Origin of the sequence: Amycolatopsis speibonae (assembly GCF_042647925.1) — a bacterium.
In the GTDB taxonomy this organism is placed as follows: domain Bacteria; phylum Actinomycetota; class Actinomycetes; order Mycobacteriales; family Pseudonocardiaceae; genus Amycolatopsis; species Amycolatopsis speibonae.
On sequence record NZ_JBHRWK010000009.1, the window covers coordinates 42,728 to 60,484 of the forward strand.

Sequence of the window (17,757 nt, forward strand, 5' to 3'; positions counted from 1 at the left end):
GGTCATACCCCGGTAAGCACGGGTATGCCCCCGGTAAGCACGGGTGTGGCCGTGGGGAGCACGGGGGTCAGGTCAGGGTGTCCAGGAGGGTGGTCCAGGTCTCGCGGGTGCCCGCGGAGGTGGCCGGCAGGGCGCTGAGCACCTGGTGCCCGCCACGGCGGACCCGTGGATGGCGCAGGGCGAGCAGGGAAAGGCCGCGCGGGCCCACTTCCACCAGTGTCCGCGCGCCGCCGTCGAGCAGACTGTCCAAAGCGGACCGGAAGCGGACGGGCGCGGCCAGCTGCCCCGCCCAGAAAGCCGGGCTCACGGCCTCGTCGGCGGTCACCACCGCGGCCGTGCGGGTCGAATGCACCGGAATCGACGGCGGACGCAGTTCCGCGGCGGTGAACCCGTCCTCGAACCGCGTCGCGGCCTCGGCGACGGCCGGGGAATGGAACGGTTGCCGGGCCGCGACGCGCTGATGGACCAGGCCCGCCTCGGTGAGGACGGCGGCCACCTCCGCGAGCGGACCGGCGGAGCCGGCCAGCACCGTCTGCGCGGGCGCGTTGTACGCGCCGATCACGACCTCGCCGGTCAGGAACGGGGTGACGGCTTCGGGCCGGGCCGCGACGGCGAGGAGACCTCCCGCCGGCACCTCGGCCAGCACCCGGCTCCGGCAGGACAGGATCCGCGCCGCGTGCGGCAGATCGAACACCCCCGCGAGCGCGGCCGCGGCCAGCTCGCCGATGCTGTGCCCCAGCACCGCGGACGGCACGACGCCGCGCGCGACGAGCGTCCGGCCGAGCGCGTAGCCGACGGCGAACAGCAACGGCTGCGCCCTCGACGCGTCTTCGAGCGGTACCAGGGGTTCCGCACTGAGCCAGTCCCGGCGCAGGGCCGCGCCCTCCGCGCCGAGCAGGCCGAACAGTTCGTCCAGCACGGCGGTGAACACGGGCTCCTCGTCGTACAACTCCACGGCCATGCCCGGGTTTTGGGCGCCCTGGCCGGGAAACAGGAAGGCGATGTCCGACACGACGTCCTCTCGGCGAAGGGCCCGCCCGCCCCCGAGGGACCGGCGGGCCAGCTCCGCTATTCCGGCACGGTGCAGGCGAACAGATGGAGATAGGAGTTCACCGGGCGCACCTCGTCGAGACGCAGCCCCGACCGGCGGACGAGGTCGGCGAGCCCGTCCCTGGTGTGCTTGCGGCCGCCGACGTTCAGCAGCAGCAACAGATCCATCGCTGTGGTGAACTTCAGCTCCGGACTGCCGTCGAGCAGGTTCTCCAGCACGTACACCCGGGCACCGGGGCGGCCGCCCGCGATCCCGCGCAGGGTGGCGATCGTGCTTTCGTCGTCCCATTCGAGGATGTTCTTCAGCACGTACACGTCGGCGTCCGCGGACACGCCGTGACGGCAGTCGCCGGGGACGAGTTCGGTCCGGGCCGCCAGCGCCCCCTTCCCGGTGAGCCGCGGATCGGCGTTGGCGACGACCTCCGGCAGGTCGAACAGCACGCCGCGGAGGCCGGGATGGCGTTCGAGCAGCGTCGCCAGGACATGCCCCTGGCCACCGGCGATGTCGGCCACGACTTCGGCGCCGGACAGGTCGAGTTCGTCCGCGATGGCGATCGCCGAAAGCCTGCTCGACTGGGTCATCGCGCGGTCGAAGACCTCCGCCGACTCCGGCGCCTCGGCGTGCAGGTAGCCGAAGAACTCCTTGCCGTGCAAGTCTTCGAAGACCGGCCGGCCGGTGCGGACAGCCTCGTCGAGATGCGGCCACAGCGTCCACGTCCACGGCTCGGTCGCCCAGAGCGCGCTGTACTTCAGGCTGCGGGGCGCGTCTTCCCGGAGCAGTTTCGACATCTCCGTGTGCACGAACCCGTCGTCCGGTGCCTCGGCGAAGATGCCGTTGCTGGCCAGCGCCCGCAGCAGCCGCCGCAGCGCCCCGGCGTCGACGCCGAGCCGTTCGGCCACAGTGGACACCGGCTCGGCCTCCTCCCCGATGGCGTCCGCGAGCCCGAGCCGCGCCGCCGCGCGCACGGCGGCCGCGCAGGCGGCGCTCAGGAACAGTTCCCGGAACCGCCGCACCGAACGCGGCAAGGCCGTCGCGCTCACCGGGTCACCTCGGCGGCGTCGTGCGCGGAAACCTGCTCGTAGGTGGCGAAATCGACGGTCGCGTGCTTCAGCAGCTCGCCGAGCGGCTCGCGGAATCCCGCCTGCCCGGTGGCCGCCTTGTGCAGCTCCGCGTTCTCCCATTCGGCGATTTCCACGTATTCGAGGGGATTCTTCGAGTTCCGGTACAGCCGGTGGGACCGGAAACCGGGCTGGGCGGCCATATGTTCGGAAATCCGGCCGATGATCCGCTGGTAGTCCGCCAGGTCACCGGTCACGGTCATCCGGTCGATGAAGATGAACACGCTATCTCCTTGTCTTCGCCATCAACTGTTCTCGCAGATCACGCCGCTGCACCTTGCCCGTCGGCGACCGGTGGACCGAGTCGACTAAATGGACGCCGTGCAGATGTTCGTAGTAGGGCAGCCGGGTGTTGACGAACGACGCCAGTTCCTCCGTCGTGGCCGGGTCGGCCGAGGGGACGACGACGGCGTGCGCGACGGCACCGCTGAACTCGTGGGGCAGGTCGAGGACGACGCAGTCGGCGACACCGGGATGCCGGCTCAGCACCTTTTCGATCTCGCTGGGGGTCACCAGCCAGTTGTCGCATTTGAAGACGTCCTTGATCCGGTCCACGACGAACAGGTAGCCGTCTTCGTCGTGGTGGCCGACGTCCCCGGTGGCCAGCCAGCCGCCCGGCAGATCCTCGTCCCGGTCCCGGCCGAGGTAACCGAGCATCAGTTGCGGCCCCCGCACCTGGATCTCCCCGTTCGCGCCCGGCCCGAGCGGCACGCCGGTGTCGAGGTCGACGACGCGGGCGGACGTGCCGGGAACGGGCGGGCCGGACGAACCCGTCTTCGGCCGGTCGAGGCTGCCGAGGTGGGTCGACGGCGCCGTCTCCGCCAGCCCGAATCCCTGGACGACAGGCACGCCGAACGCGGCGGACAGCGTGTCCGTCGCGGAAGGCGGCATCGCCGAACCGCCGGAGAGGATCGCCTGGAGCGACGGCACCCGCAGCGACGGCAACTCCGGCCGGGCGGCGAGCCGGGCCAGGCGCACAGGCAGGCTGTAGAAGTGCGTCCCGCCCTCGGCGTCGGCCGTCGCGACAGCCCCGAGGAGATCGTCGCCGGGACACAGCACGTGCCGGGCCGAGACGGTGACCCCGATGGTCAGGTGCATCAGGTGGAACGTCGGCAAATGGTTCACCAGCACCGAATCCGCCGAAAGCCGGTGGCACCAAGCGGTCTGGGCGGCGTTGACGGTGAGGTTCCGGTGGCTGAGCCGCACGGCCTTGGCCGGTCCGGTGGTCCCGCTGGTGAACTGCAGGCACGCCAGATCGTCCGGCCCGGCCGTGGGTTCCGGCAGCGTCGCCTCGGGGGCCGCGGCGATCAGATCGTCCATTGAGGACAGACCGGTCTCCGTGCCTTCACCGAGCAGGAAGACGTTTTCGAGCGCCGGCAACCTGTCGCGGACCGCTGCGAGCACCCGGTGCTGCCCTTCGGTGACGAACGCCGTCTTCGCCTCGCAGAGCGCCAGCACGTGCGCGAGCGCCTCTTCCCGCAGCAGCGGATTGACGAGCGCGCTCACCGCCCCCGCCTTCGCGATCCCGAAGAACCCGATGGCGAACCGCCGGTCGAGCGCCATCGGCAAGGCCACGACGTCACCCCGCCCGATCCCCCGCTCCCGCAACGCCAGCGCGAACCGGGTCGAGGCGCGGTCGAGTTCGGCATAGGTGAGCGAGGCGACCGCCAGCCTGCCGGGCGCGGCGCCGACGGCCCGTTCGAGCAGCTGCTCCACCCGCGGCCCGCCGGGCAGCCCGCCCAGCACCGCGAGCGGCGGACCCGCCACCACGTGCTCCTCTTCCGGCATCGAGTCGGCTCCTTTCCCGCCTTGGTCGGGACCCGACGGTGCGGCACGGCGTTCGGCCGCGGTTCGAGCGCCCGCCGAGCCGGTGCTCGAACGGGCGGCGTCCGGGAATCGAAGTCCGGAGTGGACTCTCCCGGGGTTGCCCGGAAAAGGAGTGAACCGCTGATGGAGCAGATCCCAGACGTCCTGGTGGCCGGAGCGGGACCGGTCGGCCTCACCGCCGCGCTCGAACTGACCCGCCGCGGTGTGCGGGTGCGGGTGGTCGACCGCGCCGACGGTCCCGCGGTGACCAGCCGCGCGACCGCCATCCACGCCCGCACCCTCGAGATCTACGAACAGATGGGCCTGTCCGACGAGATCCTCGGCCGCGGTCAGCGGGTCGACGGTTTCACCATGCACCGCAACGGCCGCGCGATGATCCGGTTCGGCAGCGGCTACGACCACCTGCCCACCCGGTATCCCTTCACCCTGCAGATCGACCAGGTCCTCACCGAAGAGGTGCTGCGGACCGCGTTGGCCGGACGCGGGGTCGAAGTCGAATGGGGGGTCGAACTCACCGGCCTCGACCAGGACGAGCACCAGGTGACCGGCCGGCTGCGGCACGCCTCCGGCCGGGAGGAACGGTGCGTCGTCCCGTGGCTGATCGGGGCCGACGGCGGGCACAGCACGGTCCGCCGCGCGCTCGGGCTGAACCTGTCGGGAGAGTCGACGGAGACGTGGCTGATCGCCGACGCCGTCATCGACGCCGACCTGCCGCGCGACAGCCTGCACTGGATCCACGGCGGCGACGGGACGGTGCTGATGGTGCCGTTCCCGACGCCGGGCAAGTGGCGGCTGGTCGACACCGCCGACGTCGCCCAGTCCGACGACCCACGCCTCGTCGCCGAGCGGTTCCAGGGCAAGATCGCCCGCGCGCTCGGCCGCGAGGTCCGGGTGGAGCGGCCCACCTGGGTCTCGGTGTTCACCATCCAGCAGCGCATGATCGACCGGATGCGCGAGGGCCGGTGCTTCGTCGCCGGGGACGCGGCTCACGTGCACAGCCCGGCGTCGGGACAGGGCATGAACACCGGCGTCCAGGACGCGTACAACCTCGCGTGGAAACTCGCCGACGTCGTCCGGGGACACGCGAGCGAGGAGCTGCTCGACAGCTACCAGCACGAGCGCACGCCGGTCGGCGAGGTGCTGATGCGCACCACGCGCACCGCGACCGCGCTGATCGCCCTGCGCAACGCCGTCGCACCGATCGCCCTGCCGCTCGGGCTGGGCTTCCTGGACCTGGTGAAACCCCTGAAGCGGCGGGTCGAGCGCAAGATCATGACCACCATGTCCGGGCTGGCCCTCGACTACTCGGCAAGCCCGCTCAGCCTGCCGTCCGGGAACGGGGACGGGCTGCTTCCGGGCCATCGGGTGGCCTGGTCGGCACGGCAGGCCGCCGCGCATCCCGGCTGGCAGGCGATCGCCGCCGAACTCACCGATCCCCGGTGGACGCTGCTGGCCGACGCCGGACAGGGCACGGGCGCGGCCGCTGTGGCCGCGGCGCTGGACGACGTCATCGACGGGCACGGGGCGGCGGTTTCGGTCCGCACGCTGTCGGCGGCGCCCGTCGGAAGCTGCGGGGCGAGGCCGCTCACCGACCCCGGCCGGGCGGTCCGGACCGCGGTCGGGATTCCCGAGGGCGGGTTCGCGCTGATCAGGCCGGACGGTCATCTGGCGGCCAAGGGTTCGGTGACCGCGGACCTCGACGGCGTCCTGCGCGAGGTCGGGCTGCGGCAGGCGGAAGCCGTCCCGGCCGAGGAGGTCTGACGTGCGGATCATCGATCTTTCGACGCCTGTCGACGCGAAGGTCTGGGAGCCGAATCCCGTGGTGCACGAGGTGCTCTCCCCCGCCGAAGGCGCCGTGCACATGGCCGAAGGCATGCGGGACAACCACGGGCTCGACTTCGATCCGGCCGTGCTGCCCGACGGCGAGCTGCTCAGCCTCGACACGATGACGCTGACGACGCACACCGGGACCCATGTGGACGCCCCGTCGCATTACGGCACGAAGACGTCGTACGGGACACCGCGCCACATCGACGAACTGCCGCTCGACTGGTTCATCGGGCCGGGGGTCCTGCTCGACATCAGCGACGCGGGCACCGGCACGATCGACGCCGCCCGCCTGCGCCGCGCCTGCTCGGACATCGGGCACACCCCGGGTCCCGGCGAGATCGTGCTGCTGCGCACCGGGGCGGACGTCCGGTCCGGCACCCCGGCCTACTTCACCGATTTCACCGGGCTCGACCGGTCCGCCACGGCGTTCCTGCTCGATCTGGGCGTGCGGGTGATCGGCACCGACGCGTTCAGCCTGGACGCGCCGTTCGGCCACATGATCCGCGAGTACCAGCGGACCGGCGACGACGGCGTGCTGTGGCCGGCGCACTTCCTCGGCAGGGAACGCGAGTACTGCCAGATCGAGCGGCTGAGCAATCTGGCCGCGCTGCCCGCGCCGACCGGGTTCACCGTCAGCTGCCTGCCGGTGAAGCTCGCCGGTGCGGGGGCGGGCTGGGCCCGCGCGGTCGCGATCGTCGACGAGAGCTGAGCGGGCGGCGGGGCATGCCACGGCGGTGCCCCGCCACCGGCTCGCACGAGGGGTACCCCGTGGTTGAGCCGGACTGTTTCCCCGGAGGGATGCGGGCTCATCGAGGAGCCCGTTTTCCCTGCCACTTAAGGCGATTCCGCTTCCGGAGGTGGGGCAGGGGCGAGTAGCAAGGAGGCATGATCTTCACCTTGCTCGGACCGCTCGAGGTCCACTTCGACGGAGAACTCGACCTGCCTTCGGCCACCAAGATCCGGTGGACGCTGGCCCAGTTGCTGCTGCGGGCGAACCAGGTCGTCGACCGGTCCGCCATCATCGACGAACTGTGGGGCGAGCAGCCGCCGCGCAGCGCGCTGACCACCGCGCAGACCTACATCTACCAGCTCCGAAAACGGTACCGGGCAAGGTTTTCCGGGCCGTTCATCACCACTCGCGCCCCCGGCTACGTCCTGCACGCCGACCCGGCGGAGATCGACACGTTCGTCTTCGAACGGCTCACCGAGGAAGGCGGCGCCGCCCTGGTCGCCGGAGACGCCGTCCGGGCCGCGGACCGGCTCCGCGCGGCACTGGCCCTGTGGCGCGGACCGGTGCTTTCGGACATCCCGGCGGGCCCGATCCTCACGCCCTACATCACCCACCTCGACGAGATCAGGATGCGCGCGCTGCGCATGCGGACCCTCGCCGACGCGCACCTCGGGCGCTACCGCGAGCTGATCCCGGAGCTGCGTTTCCTGACGCACGCGCATCCCTACGACGAATGGCTGCACGAACAGCTCATCGTGGCCCTGCACGCCGTCGGGCGGCGGGCGGACGCGCTCGAGACCTACCAGCGCCTTCAGCGCACCCTCGACCGCGAGCTCGGGATCGCCCCTTCGCAACCCCTGCACCAGCTGCATCACGACGTCCTGGTCGGTGTCGAGCGGCCGCGTTCGGCGGAACACCTGCTGCAGTCCATGCCGTGAAGTACGTGAAGGCCCCCTTCACTGCGCCTGGCGCAATGAAGGGGGCCTTCACGTACTTCCGGTTCAGGGTCGCGTGAGGACCATCGCGCTCTGGAAGCCGCCGAAGCCGCTCGACACGCTCAGTACCGCGTTCGTCCGCTGTTCGCGGGCCGTGATCGGCACATAGTCGAGATCGAGTTCGGGGTCCGGCTCGGTCAGGTTGGCCGTCGGCGGGATCACCGAATGTTCGATGGCGAGCGCGCAGGCCACCACCTCCAGCGCGCAGACAGCGCCGAGCGAATGCCCGATCATGGACTTGATCGAACTGACCGGCACCCGGTGGGCGTGCGCTCCGAGGCTTCGCTTGTACGCGGCCGTTTCGTGCAGGTCGTTCTGTTTCGTCGCGGACCCGTGCGCGTTGACGTAGTCGAGGGCCGTGGGGTCGAGCCGCGCCATGTCGAGCGCCGAGGTGATCGCGTCGGCGAGCTCCGCGCCGTCGGGCCGGAGGCCGGTCATCGAATAGGCGTTGCTGCGGGACGCGTGCCCGGCGATCTCCGCGTAGATGTGCGCGCCGCGCCGCCGGGCGTGCTCGTACTCCTCCAGCACGACCAGCGCCGATCCCTCGGCGAGGGCGAACCCGTTGCGGGTCCGGTCGAACGGCCGGGACGCGGTCGCCGGATCGTCGTTACGCGGCGTGGTGGCCTTGATCGCGTCGAAACAGGCCACGGTGATCGGGGAGATCGCCGCGTCGGAGGCACCGGCGAGCATGACGTCGGCCGCGCCGTCGGCGATCAGGTCGCTCGCGTGGATCAGCACGTCGATCCCCGAGGTGCAGCCGGTCGAGACGATGCCGACCGGGCCTTGCGCGTCGGTCTCCCAGGCGATCTCCTTCGCCATCGAGGACGGCACGAAGTAGTCGTACAGATAGGGCGCGCCGTGCCGGTCGTCGACCAGCCAGCCGCTCCCCTCGTCGCTGACGATCGCGTACTCGCGGTCGAGACTGATCGTCATCCCGCACGCGGTGCCGACCATCACGCCGGTGCGCTCGGGGGTCGAAGCGCCGCCGAGCCCGCTGTCGGCCAGCGCCTCCCTCGCGGCGACGACGGCGAACTGCGTCGTCCGGTCCCACGCCCGGATCTGACGGCGGCTCAACCCGGCCGCCACCGGGTCGAAGTCGCATTCCGCCGCCACCCTCGACCGGAAGGGGCCCGCGTCGAACAGGGAAATGGTCCTGGTCGCCGTTCTCCCGGCGGTCAACAGATCCCAGTAGTTCCGGGTGCCGATCCCGCCCGGGGCCACCACCCCGATCCCGGTCACCACCACTCGTCGCGCTCGCCGCATCCGCCACCTCTCTCCACCGCAGTTACCGGGCGAGGATGCGCGTCCGCGTTCGTAGCGTCCTCGACTCGTCTTGGACGCGGCGCGCTCGACGGGCGCGCGAACCGGCGCTGTCACGGTGATCGCCGTCCCACGGTGTGGTTCCCGCCGCGCCGGCGAGCGAAAGGTCTTCCCATGCCCGAAGAAACCACGACCGCGGTGGCTCGTGCCCGTTCGGTGATCGAGCTCAACACCGCCTATTTCCGGGCGAAGGCGATGCAGAGCGCCGTGGAACTCGGCGTGTTCGAACTGCTCGCCGAAGCCCCCGCGACCGCCGAGTCCACCCGGCTGGCGCTCGGCGTGAAACACCGCCTGTTCCCGGAGTTCCTGGACGTCCTGTGCGAACTGGGCCTGCTCGAAAGCGACGGCACCGAGTACCGCAACAGCGCGCTGGCCTCGGAATTCCTGGTCCCCGGCGCCCCGACGTACCTGGGCGGGACAGCCAAGCAGCACGCGAACATGCACTACCACGCGTGGGGCAAGCTCACCGAAGCGCTGCGGGAGGGCAAGGCGACCTCGCCGGTGGCGGGCCTCGGCCCCGCCGCCTACCCGACGTTCTACCAGGACCTCGACAAGGCCCGGCACGTGATGGCGCATATGGACGCGCACAACGGGTTCACCGGCGACGAACTCGCCCGCGAGATCGACTGGAGCCGCTATCGCAGCTTCGCCGACGTGGGCGGCGCGCGGGGCAACGTCGCGGCACGGATCGCGCTCGCCCACCCGCATCTGTCCGGCGAGGTCTTCGACCTTCCGGGACTGGCGCCGCTGGCGGACGAACTGCTCAAGGACCTCGGCGTGGCGGACCGGGTGAAGTTCACCGGCGGCGACTTCTTCGCCGAACTGATGCCCGCGGTGGACGTCCTGATCCTGGGCCACGTCCTCGCCGACTGGCCGACCGAATCGCGCCTCGACCTGATCGACCGCGCCTACGCCGCGCTCCGCCCCGGCGGCTCGATCGTCGTCTACGACGCGATGATCGACCGTGGCGACGAACGGCTCGACACGTTGCTGCAGCGCATCAACAGCGCGATCATCCGCGACGACAACTCGCAGTACAGCGTCGCCGAGTGCCAGGGCTGGCTGGCCGCGGCCGGCTTCCGGAACGAACGGGCCTTCCGGACCGACACCATCACGCGCGACCACTTCGTGATCGCCGTCAAACCGAACTGAGGGAGTGAAGTGGACTACGACGTCCTGGTGGTCGGCGGCGGGCCGACCGGAATGATGCTCGCCGCCGAACTGCGGCTGGCCGGGGTCCGCCCGCTGGTCGTCGAGCGGCTGGAAGAGCCTTACGCGTTCTCGAAGGCGCTGGGCATCCATGCCCGCAGCATCGAACTCCTCGAACTGCGCGGCATCCACGACCGGTTCCTCGACGGCGCGCCGCTGCTCTCGGGCGGGCACTTCGCGAGCCTCCCGGTCGGGTTGGACTACCAGGCCCTGGAGACCCGTCATCCCTATGGCCTGTACCAGAAACAGGTCGACACGGAACGCCTGCTCACCGCACGCGCCGAAGAGCTCGGCACCGAAATCCGCCGGGGGCACGAACTCACCGCGCTGGCGCAGGACGAAGACGGCGTCACGGCCACCATCACCGGGCCGGACGGCGAATACCGGGTGCGGGCGGGCTACGTCGTCGGCTGCGACGGCGGCCGCAGCCGGACCCGCAAACTCGCCGGGATCCCTTTCCCCGGCCAGGAACCGGGACTGGCCGTGCTCATGGCGGACGCCGAGTTCTCGGGCGAACTGCCCAAGGGCGAGGGCATGGGGCCGTTGCGCCCGTACGGTGTCATCCGGCGCGACCTGCGGGCGTGGTTCTCGGCGGTGCCGCTGTTCGAACCGGGGATCTACCGCGCCATGGTGTTCCGCTACGACCACGTCTGGCCGGACCGCGGCCTGCCGGTCACCGAGACGGAGATGCGCGAGGCGATCACCGAACTCGTCGGGCACGACTGCGGTCTGACCGGGATCCAGTGGCTCACACGCTTGACCGACGTCTCCCGCCAGGCCGAGCGATACCGGGAAGGCCGGGTGCTGCTCGCGGGCGACGCGGCCCACGTGCACTTCCCGTCCGGCGGGCCGGGGCTGAACATGGGGCTGCAGGACGCGATGAACCTCGGCTGGAAACTCGCGGCGGCGGTGAATGGGTGGGGCACCGCCGAACTGCTCGACACCTATCACACCGAGCGGCATCCGGTGGGGCAGACGGTGTTGCGCAACACCCGGACGCAGTGCGCGCTGTTCGACCCCGACCCCCGGCTGGACGCCGTCCGGGAGACGTTCACCGACCTCCTGCGCATCGACCAGGTGAACCGCCACTTCACCGGTCTCGGCTCCGCGCTCGACGTCCGGTACGACCTGCCCGGCGAGCACCCCCTCACCGGCGCGCGCATGCCCGACCTGGACGTGCTGACCCCCGACGGCGTCCAGCGGCTCAGCGGGTACTTCCACGACGGTCTCGGCGTGCTGGCCGGCGCGGCCGCGGAGCGGTGGAAGGACCGGGTGACGGCCGTCGAAGGGGAGTTCGAGGGGCCCGCGATGCTCGTGCGGCCGGACGGCTACGTCTGCTGGGCGGGCGATCCGGACGCGGACGAAGCGGGCCTGGACCTCGCGCTGCGCACCTGGTTCGGGGCGCCGCTGTAGGGGGCGCCGGGAGGCAGGGCAGGGGGGAGCGGGCGGCGGTGAGGCGACGGTCGGGTTGGTCGTGAGTGTTTCGGGTCGTTCTAACGACACTTACCACTCACGACCACCTGGACCGACCACTCACCGCCGCCGCCCCTCCGGCCCTCCCCTCCCCGCCCCTCTGCCCCCGGCGGCACCAGCCGTCCTCGAAGGCCGGTCGGCACCGTGAGCGGTATGACGGAAACCCCACTCCCCCGGCAGGTGGTCGATCCGGAGACGTTCCGGTCGATCATGAGCGCGTTCCCCTCCGGCGTCACCGTGGTGACCACTTTGGACGGTGGCGGCGAGCCCGTCGGCGTCACGTGCAGCGCCGCGTGCAGTGTCTCGCAGGACCCGCCGCTGTTGCTGGTCTGCCTGCACCGCGCCAGTTCCGTGCTCGCCGCGCTGGTGGACCGCGGCGGCTTCGTGGTCAACTTCCTCCGCGACAACCGCGAGGACACCTCCGTGCTCTTCGCCTCCCGCACGAGCGACAGGTTCGCTTCCGTGCCTTGGGAAGCCAGCCCGCGATCGGGGCTCCCGTGGCTGCCGTGGGACACCGTCGCGCACGCCGAATGCCAGGTCGTCCGGACCGTGGACGCCGGGGACCACGTCGTGGTGCTGGGCGCGCTCACGCACGGCGCGGCGCACGAAGCGCGGAGCCCGCTCATGTACTGGCGCCGTCGCTACGGCACCTGGCCCGCCGACGAGGACACGATGGCGGTGGCGCTCACCCATGCCACCGAAGGCTGAGCACTGGCGGTACGGGAAGCTCACGTACTCTAACTTGCAGACCGTGCAAAGTTGGCATACTCTGCAATCCATGTCCCGCAGGGAACGTCATCGCGCCCGGAAACGGCACGAGATCAAGATGGCCGCCGTCCGGCTCGCCCTGGCGAGCAGTCCCGGCGAGGTGACCGTCGACGCCATCAGCACGGCGGCCGACATCGCCCCGCGGACGTTCTTCAACTACTTCTCCAGCAAGGACGAAGCGTTGACGCCGGACAGCAATTGGACGGCGCAGGAACTCTTGGACCTGTTCAACGCCCAGCCCGCGGACGAAACGCCGCTGCGGTCGCTGCGGGGCGTGGCGAAGCAGATCGCCGATTCGTACGCGCCGTCGCCGGACGAACTCGAGCTCTGGCAACGGCATCCCGAACTGCTCACGCTGGCTCAACCCGAAGACGAAGAAGAGATCTTCCCTGCCCTGATCGACGCCGTCACCGAGCGGCTGGGTGACGCCTCCCCGCATCCGATCTACCCGAGCCTGCTCGTGACCTCGGTGTTCGGCGCGATGCACTGCGCGGCGAGGGCTTCGTGGTCGGTTCCGGACAAGACCGTCGAAGACCTCGTCGACGAAGCACTGGACCTGCTCGAACGCGGTCTCTGAGCTCCACCGCACTTTCCGGCCCTTTCCCGGGGGAGGGCCGGCGCCCGATCCTGCCCTCATCCACCGGAAGGCACCGAAATGGCCACAGAACAAGAAGCGCAGACGGGCAGTCTCCAGCGCGGCCAGCTGCGCGTCATCGTCATCTCGATCATGGTGTGCATGACGCTCAGCGCGCTGGACCTGACGATCGTGTCGACGGCCGCGCCGAAGATCGTCGGCGAACTCGACGGACTGCCCTACCTTTCCTGGCTCTTCAACACCTACGTGATCGTCGCGGGGATCACCACCCCGTTGTACGGCAAGCTTTCCGACATGTTCGGCACGCGACGGCTGTACCTGTTCGCGCTGACCACCTTCCTCGTCGGCTCCGCGCTCAGCGGGCTGGCGCAGACCATGGTCCAGCTGGTGGCTTTCCGTGCCCTGCAAGGGATCGGGGCCGGCGGGCTGACGGTGTTGACGATCACCGTGATCGCGGAGGTCGTCCCGCCCGCCGAACGCGGCAAGTACATGGGCATGTTCGGCAGTGTGCTCGGCGTCGGCGCGATCGCCGGACCGCTGCTGGGCGGCCTGCTCACCGACGCGCTGTCGTGGCGCTGGATCTTCTACATCAACCTGCCGCTGGGCCTGATCGCGCTGGTGGCGATCTTCCGTGCGCTGAAGCTCCCGCCCAAGCGGTCCGACCGGCCGATCGACTTCCTCGGCTTCGTCCTGCTGGCGGGCCTGGTCGCGGCGATCACCCTGGTCACCTCGTGGGGCGGCGGCGAGTACGCCTGGAGCTCCTCCACGATCCTGCTGCTCATCGGCGCGTCCGTGGTGCTGCTGGTGCTGTTCGTGGCGAGGCAGCTCACGGCGCCGGAGCCGATCATGCCGCCGCGGATGTTCAAGGTCTCGTCGGTCACGCTCGCCTGCCTGGCCAACGTCTTCGTGCACACCTGGGCCACCGTCGTCCCGGCCTTCGTGCCGCTCTTCGTGCAGCTGGCCATGGGGCGCACCGCGACGAACACCGCGTTGCTGCAACTGCCGAACATCCTCGCCCTCATGGTGGTTTCGACGGTCAGCGGCAACCTCATCACCAAGTGGCGGCGGTACAAGTGGGCCCCGGTGCTCGGCACCGCGCTCGGGATCGTGTCGCTCCTGCTGTTCTCCAGCATGACGCCGGACACCAGCCAGTTCCTGCTGATGGCGTACATGGCGCTGTTCGGGATCGCGATCGGGCTGTGCATGCAGCCGCTGCTGGTGGCGATCCAGGTGACCGCGCCCGAGGCCGACATGGGGGCCGCGATCGCGGCCGGGACGTTCTCCCAGCGGATCGGCGGGGCGGTCGGGTTCGCCGTGATGGCCGCGCTGTTCTCCGGCTGGCTCGGCTCACGGCTGACCACGGCCGGGCTGACCCAGGAGGCCGCCTCGGCGGAGTCGGTCGGCTCGCTGTCGCCCGAAACCCAGGCGCTGGTGCACCAGGCCTACGCGGACGCCATCTCGGAGGTCTTCCTCTGGACCGTCCCGGTGGTCGCCGCCGGCCTCCTGCTCAGCGCCCTGCTGAAGAACATCAAGGTCGACGAGGACGTCGAGATCGACGTCTGAGCCCGTAACCCGTGTCCGTCCTGTGTGTACAGTCCACAGAGGACACCGATAAAAGAAGGCCGCCTTGCCGGATCCCCCACCGGCAAGGCGGCCTTCTTCCCTCGCTCAGGAAGTTCCGAACCAGGTCCTCAGCGCCTCGGCGAGGCCCTGGTCGCCGTCCTCGGCCGCCCAGGCCACATACCCGTCCGGGCGGATGAGGATCGCGCCGGGACCGGTTCCCCCGGCGGCCTTGTGCTCGACCCGCTCGACGCGGCCCGCCCAGCCCGGCGGCAGCGGGAACCGCCCGGTCAGGTCGAGCAGCAGCGGTTTCGCCGAGCGCAGCAGTTCGGCCACGCGGACCCCGCCGTCCAGCGCGATCGGCGGAACCAGCGCGCCCACCAGCGGATGCGCGCCCTCCGGCGCCGGGTATCGCGCGTCGAGGCCGGTGAGCAGGCGCGAAAGGTGCAGGTTCACCTCGTCGATCGCGAGCAGTTCGCGGAACAGTTCCCGCACCGGGTCGATGGTCTCGGCCGGGTCCATCAGCGCCAGCTGCGCCCTGGTCTCCAGGATGACGCGCTCGGCCGCGGGACGCCGTTCCCGGTCGTAGGTGTCCAGCAGCTCCTCCCCCGCCCGGCCGCCCAGCCGCGCCCCCAGCTTCCAGCCGAGGTTCATGGCGTCCTGCAGGCCGAGGTTGAGCCCCTGCGCGCCGATCGGGAAGTGGACGTGCGCCGCGTCGCCCGCGAGGAACACCCGTCCCTTCCGGTAGGAGTCCGCCAGCCGGGAGGCGTCGGTGAACCGCGCCAGCCACGTCGGCTCGCTCATGCCGATGTCGCGGCCGCTCACCCGGCGCACCGCGGCACGCAGTTCCTCCAGCGTCACCGGCACGTCCCTGCCGGGCACCTCGCGGCCGAACTCACAGGTGAACACCCGGATGCCCTCGCCGGGCATGCCGACGGCCATCACCAGCCCGTGCGGGGTGCGCAGCGTGCCGGGGATGCCGGACGGGAACTCGTCCGGCGCGTCGAGCGTGACATCGCCGAGCAACGCCGAGACCTGGCCCGCGCGGCCGGGGAAGCCGATGCCGGCGAGTTTCCGGACGGTGCTGCGCCCGCCGTCGCAGCCGACCAGGTAGCCGGCGGTGAGTTCGTACTCGCCGTCCGGGCCGCGCACGGCGATCCGAACGCCTTCGTCGTCCTGGTCGACGCCGGTGATCTCGTGCCCGCGCCGGATCTCGACGCCGAGGCCGCGGGCGTGGGCTTCGAGGTGGGCCTCGGTCCGGGCCTGCGGGATGCCGAGGGTGAACGGGTGCTCGCTGTCGAGCTTGTCGAGGTCGAGCAGTGGCGGGCGGATGGCGGCGAAATGCGTTTTCGGGATCTTGATCGCCGTGGCCTCGAAGCGGCCGAGGAGACCGCGGTGGTCGAGCAGTTCCAGCGTCCGGGTCTGCAGCCGGAACGCGCGCGAATGCGGATCCGGTTCGGCGAGCCGTTCGAGTACCACCACCGAGGCGCCCGCCAGCCGGAGTTCGGCGGCGAGGAAGGCGCCGACGGGGCCGCAGCCCGCGACCACCACCTGGGTGTCTGTCATGCGGATTCTCCTTCGTGTCCAAGGGAAAGCGAAAGGCCGGCCGCCGGTCCCTGGCAGGACCGGCGACCGGCCGGGGGTGGAGGGGTCAGTGCGTCGGGACGGCGGACGCGAGCAGCTCGCGGATCTCCGGCCGCGGATGCGCGGCCGCCCAGTCCCCGATCGACGCCATCCGCTCGTCGGTCGGGTCGATGAACCGGATCTCGGGCCGGTCGAAACCGAGCGGCGGCAGCATCCAGTCCGCGGCGCGGACCTTCGCGGCGAGCATCTCCGCCGCCTCGTCCGCGGCGAGGGAACCGGCGTCCACCCGTTCACACGCGCCGACGACGTCCTCGTACAGCTCGGAGTAGAAGTCCGTCGGGCACCACAGCCCGGGGTACTTCGTGTCGTCCAACGCGCGCAACGGCGCGTCGGTGCCGGCGGTCCGCGCCTCGCGCAACGCGTTCAGCACGTGCTTGCCGCCGAGCACACTGCCCGCCGCCCAGACCCGGAACAGCGAGTTCCACAGGTCGTAGTGCTCGAAAGCGACGAAGGCCCCGTTGACGAGACGGTCGTTGTAGTCGAGAAGGCCCTGTTCGAGCTTCTCGACGTACTCGAACCTGTCAGCCGAGAAGTCGTCCTCGGTCAGGGCTTCGATCAGCCGCCATGCCAGCGCGTTGATGACCTCGCTGGTGTTCGAAAGACCGCGGGAGAAGAGCGGGTCGATGAACCCCGCGGCGTGCGACATCAGGCACCAGCGGTGCCCCACCGTCTTCGTCGACGAGTACTGCATCCGGTCGGTGCGCACCCATTCGCGCACCGTCCGCGCCCCGGCCAGCTGCCGTTCGACAGCGGGGAACCGGTCGACATGCGACCAGAACTCCTCCTCCGCGGTCAGGTCGGGGCGGGCGGGGTAGCGCCGCGGGTCGAGCTGAATTCCCACGCTGCACAAGGGATTCGTCGCGCCGGGGTGGTTGTCGAACGGGATGACCCACATCCAGCCCCGCTCGAACATGTGGTGCATGGTGCCCTCGTTGAACGGGACCGGCGGCTGGTCCGCCGGGCCGAACCCGAGGTGGTCGTCGGCGGGCTGGACGCCGATCATGTGCGTGAAGAGCGAACGGGCGTGGTGCTTGAGCCTGCTGGGCCGCTCCCGCAGGTTCAGCTGGGTGGCGAGCGGCGAGCGGAACCCGCTGGCGTCGACCAGGTAGCGGCCGCGATGGCTGGTGCCGTCCACCCCGCGCACGACGACCTCGTCCTCGCCGAGGTCGATGCGGTCCACGCGGTAGTTCTGCCGGGCCTGGCAGCCGTAGCGGATCGCGGTGTGCAGCATGTACGCGTCGGTGTCCTGGCGGAAGAAGTGCGCCGCCTGCCCCATCATCGAGGGGATGCGGAACATGTTGGTCTCGCGCGGATCCGGCTCCTCGCCGTCCCGGTGCAGGGCGAACCCGAAGTTGCTCTTCACCCCGTGCGAGCTGCTGATCCGGGACTGGACGGTCTTGAAACTCGCCAGGTCGGCGATCTCCGGCACGTCGTAGCGGGCGGCGATCAGCTTCAGCACGCTCAGCGTCTGCCCGATCGTCGACTCGCCGACGGCGAACCGCGGGTGCTGGGTGCCGTCCAGCATCAGCACCGAGAAACCCTTGCGCGCCAGGATCGACGACAGCATCGTGCCCGACAGGCCAGTGCCGATGACGATGACATCGTGGCGTTCGGTGGACTCGGTCATCTCGTTCCCT

15 protein-coding genes are annotated in these 17,757 nt (G+C 70.7%); 8 read left to right on the forward strand and 7 right to left on the reverse strand.

What is annotated here, in order from left to right; translation table 11 throughout:
* Positions 1 to 67: 67 nt before the first annotated feature.
* From ACFOSH_RS04490 to ACFOSH_RS04505, 4 genes are read right to left on the reverse strand one after another with little or no spacing between them, the layout of a single operon-like run.
* Entirely contained in the window at positions 68 to 1,012 is a 945-nt protein-coding gene (locus ACFOSH_RS04490) for an acyltransferase domain-containing protein (protein ID WP_378237360.1), read from the reverse strand.
* A gap of 56 nt (positions 1,013 to 1,068) precedes the next feature.
* Positions 1,069 to 2,091, reverse strand: coding sequence for a methyltransferase (locus ACFOSH_RS04495; RefSeq protein WP_378237361.1), 1,023 nt, complete (start codon positions 2,089 to 2,091; stop codon positions 1,069 to 1,071).
* Positions 2,088 to 2,393 carry an antibiotic biosynthesis monooxygenase family protein gene (locus tag ACFOSH_RS04500; protein WP_378237362.1) on the reverse strand — a complete coding sequence of 102 codons (306 nt, stop codon included), beginning with the start codon at positions 2,391 to 2,393 and terminating at the stop codon, positions 2,088 to 2,090. Before ACFOSH_RS04500 ends, ACFOSH_RS04495 begins: the two co-directional genes overlap by 4 nt.
* A gap of 1 nt (position 2,394) precedes the next feature.
* Positions 2,395 to 3,957 carry a class I adenylate-forming enzyme family protein gene (locus tag ACFOSH_RS04505; protein WP_378237363.1) on the reverse strand — a complete coding sequence of 521 codons (1,563 nt, stop codon included), beginning with the start codon at positions 3,955 to 3,957 and terminating at the stop codon, positions 2,395 to 2,397.
* Positions 3,958 to 4,119: 162 nt separating this feature from the next.
* Between ACFOSH_RS04505 and ACFOSH_RS04510 the strand changes: the two genes are divergently transcribed.
* The 3 genes from ACFOSH_RS04510 (at position 4,120) to ACFOSH_RS04520 (ending at position 7,494) form a co-directional block, all read left to right on the forward strand.
* Positions 4,120 to 5,757 carry an FAD-dependent oxidoreductase gene (locus ACFOSH_RS04510; RefSeq protein ID WP_378237364.1) on the forward strand — a complete coding sequence of 546 codons (1,638 nt, stop codon included), beginning with the start codon at positions 4,120 to 4,122 and terminating at the stop codon, positions 5,755 to 5,757.
* A gap of 1 nt (position 5,758) precedes the next feature.
* Positions 5,759 to 6,535 carry a cyclase family protein gene (locus tag ACFOSH_RS04515; RefSeq protein ID WP_378237365.1) on the forward strand — a complete coding sequence of 259 codons (777 nt, stop codon included), beginning with the start codon at positions 5,759 to 5,761 and terminating at the stop codon, positions 6,533 to 6,535.
* A 176-nt stretch (positions 6,536 to 6,711) separates the two neighbouring features.
* Positions 6,712 to 7,494 (forward strand): AfsR/SARP family transcriptional regulator, encoded by a 783-nt coding sequence (locus ACFOSH_RS04520; protein ID WP_378237366.1) that lies wholly within the window; start codon positions 6,712 to 6,714, stop codon positions 7,492 to 7,494.
* Positions 7,495 to 7,557: 63 nt separating this feature from the next.
* Here ACFOSH_RS04520 and ACFOSH_RS04525 read toward each other — a convergent pair whose 3' ends face one another.
* Positions 7,558 to 8,814 carry a beta-ketoacyl-[acyl-carrier-protein] synthase family protein gene (locus tag ACFOSH_RS04525; protein ID WP_378237368.1) on the reverse strand — a complete coding sequence of 419 codons (1,257 nt, stop codon included), beginning with the start codon at positions 8,812 to 8,814 and terminating at the stop codon, positions 7,558 to 7,560.
* A 171-nt stretch (positions 8,815 to 8,985) separates the two neighbouring features.
* Here ACFOSH_RS04525 and ACFOSH_RS04530 point away from each other — a divergent pair, with 171 nt between their 5' ends.
* From ACFOSH_RS04530 to ACFOSH_RS04550, 5 genes are all read left to right on the forward strand, one after another.
* A complete protein-coding gene (locus ACFOSH_RS04530) occupies positions 8,986 to 10,023 on the forward strand; it encodes a methyltransferase (protein ID WP_378237369.1) in 1,038 nt (345 codons plus the stop codon).
* A 9-nt stretch (positions 10,024 to 10,032) separates the two neighbouring features.
* Positions 10,033 to 11,493, forward strand: a complete 1,461-nt coding sequence (locus tag ACFOSH_RS04535; protein WP_378237370.1) for an FAD-dependent monooxygenase — start codon at positions 10,033 to 10,035, stop codon at positions 11,491 to 11,493.
* 213 nt (positions 11,494 to 11,706) lie between these two features.
* Positions 11,707 to 12,261, forward strand: coding sequence for a flavin reductase family protein (locus tag ACFOSH_RS04540; RefSeq protein ID WP_378237371.1), 555 nt, complete (start codon positions 11,707 to 11,709; stop codon positions 12,259 to 12,261).
* A 70-nt stretch (positions 12,262 to 12,331) separates the two neighbouring features.
* Positions 12,332 to 12,898 (forward strand): TetR/AcrR family transcriptional regulator, encoded by a 567-nt coding sequence (locus ACFOSH_RS04545; protein ID WP_378237373.1) that lies wholly within the window; start codon positions 12,332 to 12,334, stop codon positions 12,896 to 12,898.
* Positions 12,899 to 12,976: 78 nt separating this feature from the next.
* Entirely contained in the window at positions 12,977 to 14,479 is a 1,503-nt protein-coding gene (locus ACFOSH_RS04550) for an MDR family MFS transporter (protein WP_378237375.1), read from the forward strand.
* A gap of 105 nt (positions 14,480 to 14,584) precedes the next feature.
* On the opposite strand, the gene ACFOSH_RS04555 is transcribed toward ACFOSH_RS04550, so the two are convergent.
* Together ACFOSH_RS04555 and ACFOSH_RS04560 are read right to left on the reverse strand one after the other, a co-directional pair.
* Positions 14,585 to 16,042, reverse strand: a complete 1,458-nt coding sequence (locus tag ACFOSH_RS04555; RefSeq protein ID WP_378237376.1) for an FAD-dependent monooxygenase — start codon at positions 16,040 to 16,042, stop codon at positions 14,585 to 14,587.
* Between the two features lie 85 nt (positions 16,043 to 16,127).
* Positions 16,128 to 17,747 carry an NAD(P)/FAD-dependent oxidoreductase gene (locus ACFOSH_RS04560; protein ID WP_378237377.1) on the reverse strand — a complete coding sequence of 540 codons (1,620 nt, stop codon included), beginning with the start codon at positions 17,745 to 17,747 and terminating at the stop codon, positions 16,128 to 16,130.
* Positions 17,748 to 17,757: the final 10 nt, after the last annotated feature.

Excerpts from the sequence above, each read along its gene's own strand:
- ACFOSH_RS04505 (WP_378237363.1), bottom strand. The coding sequence starts at position 3,957 with ATGCCGGAAGAGGAGCACGTGGTGGCGGGTCCGCCGCTCGCGGTGCTG.
- ACFOSH_RS04510 (WP_378237364.1), top strand. The coding sequence starts at position 4,120 with ATGGAGCAGATCCCAGACGTCCTGGTGGCCGGAGCGGGACCGGTCGGC.
- ACFOSH_RS04520 (WP_378237366.1), top strand. The coding sequence starts at position 6,712 with ATGATCTTCACCTTGCTCGGACCGCTCGAGGTCCACTTCGACGGAGAA.
- ACFOSH_RS04525 (WP_378237368.1), bottom strand. The coding sequence starts at position 8,814 with ATGCGGCGAGCGCGACGAGTGGTGGTGACCGGGATCGGGGTGGTGGCC.
- ACFOSH_RS04530 (WP_378237369.1), top strand. The coding sequence starts at position 8,986 with ATGCCCGAAGAAACCACGACCGCGGTGGCTCGTGCCCGTTCGGTGATC.
- ACFOSH_RS04540 (WP_378237371.1), top strand. The coding sequence starts at position 11,707 with ATGACGGAAACCCCACTCCCCCGGCAGGTGGTCGATCCGGAGACGTTC.
- ACFOSH_RS04545 (WP_378237373.1), top strand. The coding sequence starts at position 12,332 with ATGTCCCGCAGGGAACGTCATCGCGCCCGGAAACGGCACGAGATCAAG.
- ACFOSH_RS04550 (WP_378237375.1), top strand. The coding sequence starts at position 12,977 with ATGGCCACAGAACAAGAAGCGCAGACGGGCAGTCTCCAGCGCGGCCAG.
- ACFOSH_RS04555 (WP_378237376.1), bottom strand. The coding sequence starts at position 16,042 with ATGACAGACACCCAGGTGGTGGTCGCGGGCTGCGGCCCCGTCGGCGCC.
- ACFOSH_RS04560 (WP_378237377.1), bottom strand. The coding sequence starts at position 17,747 with ATGACCGAGTCCACCGAACGCCACGATGTCATCGTCATCGGCACTGGC.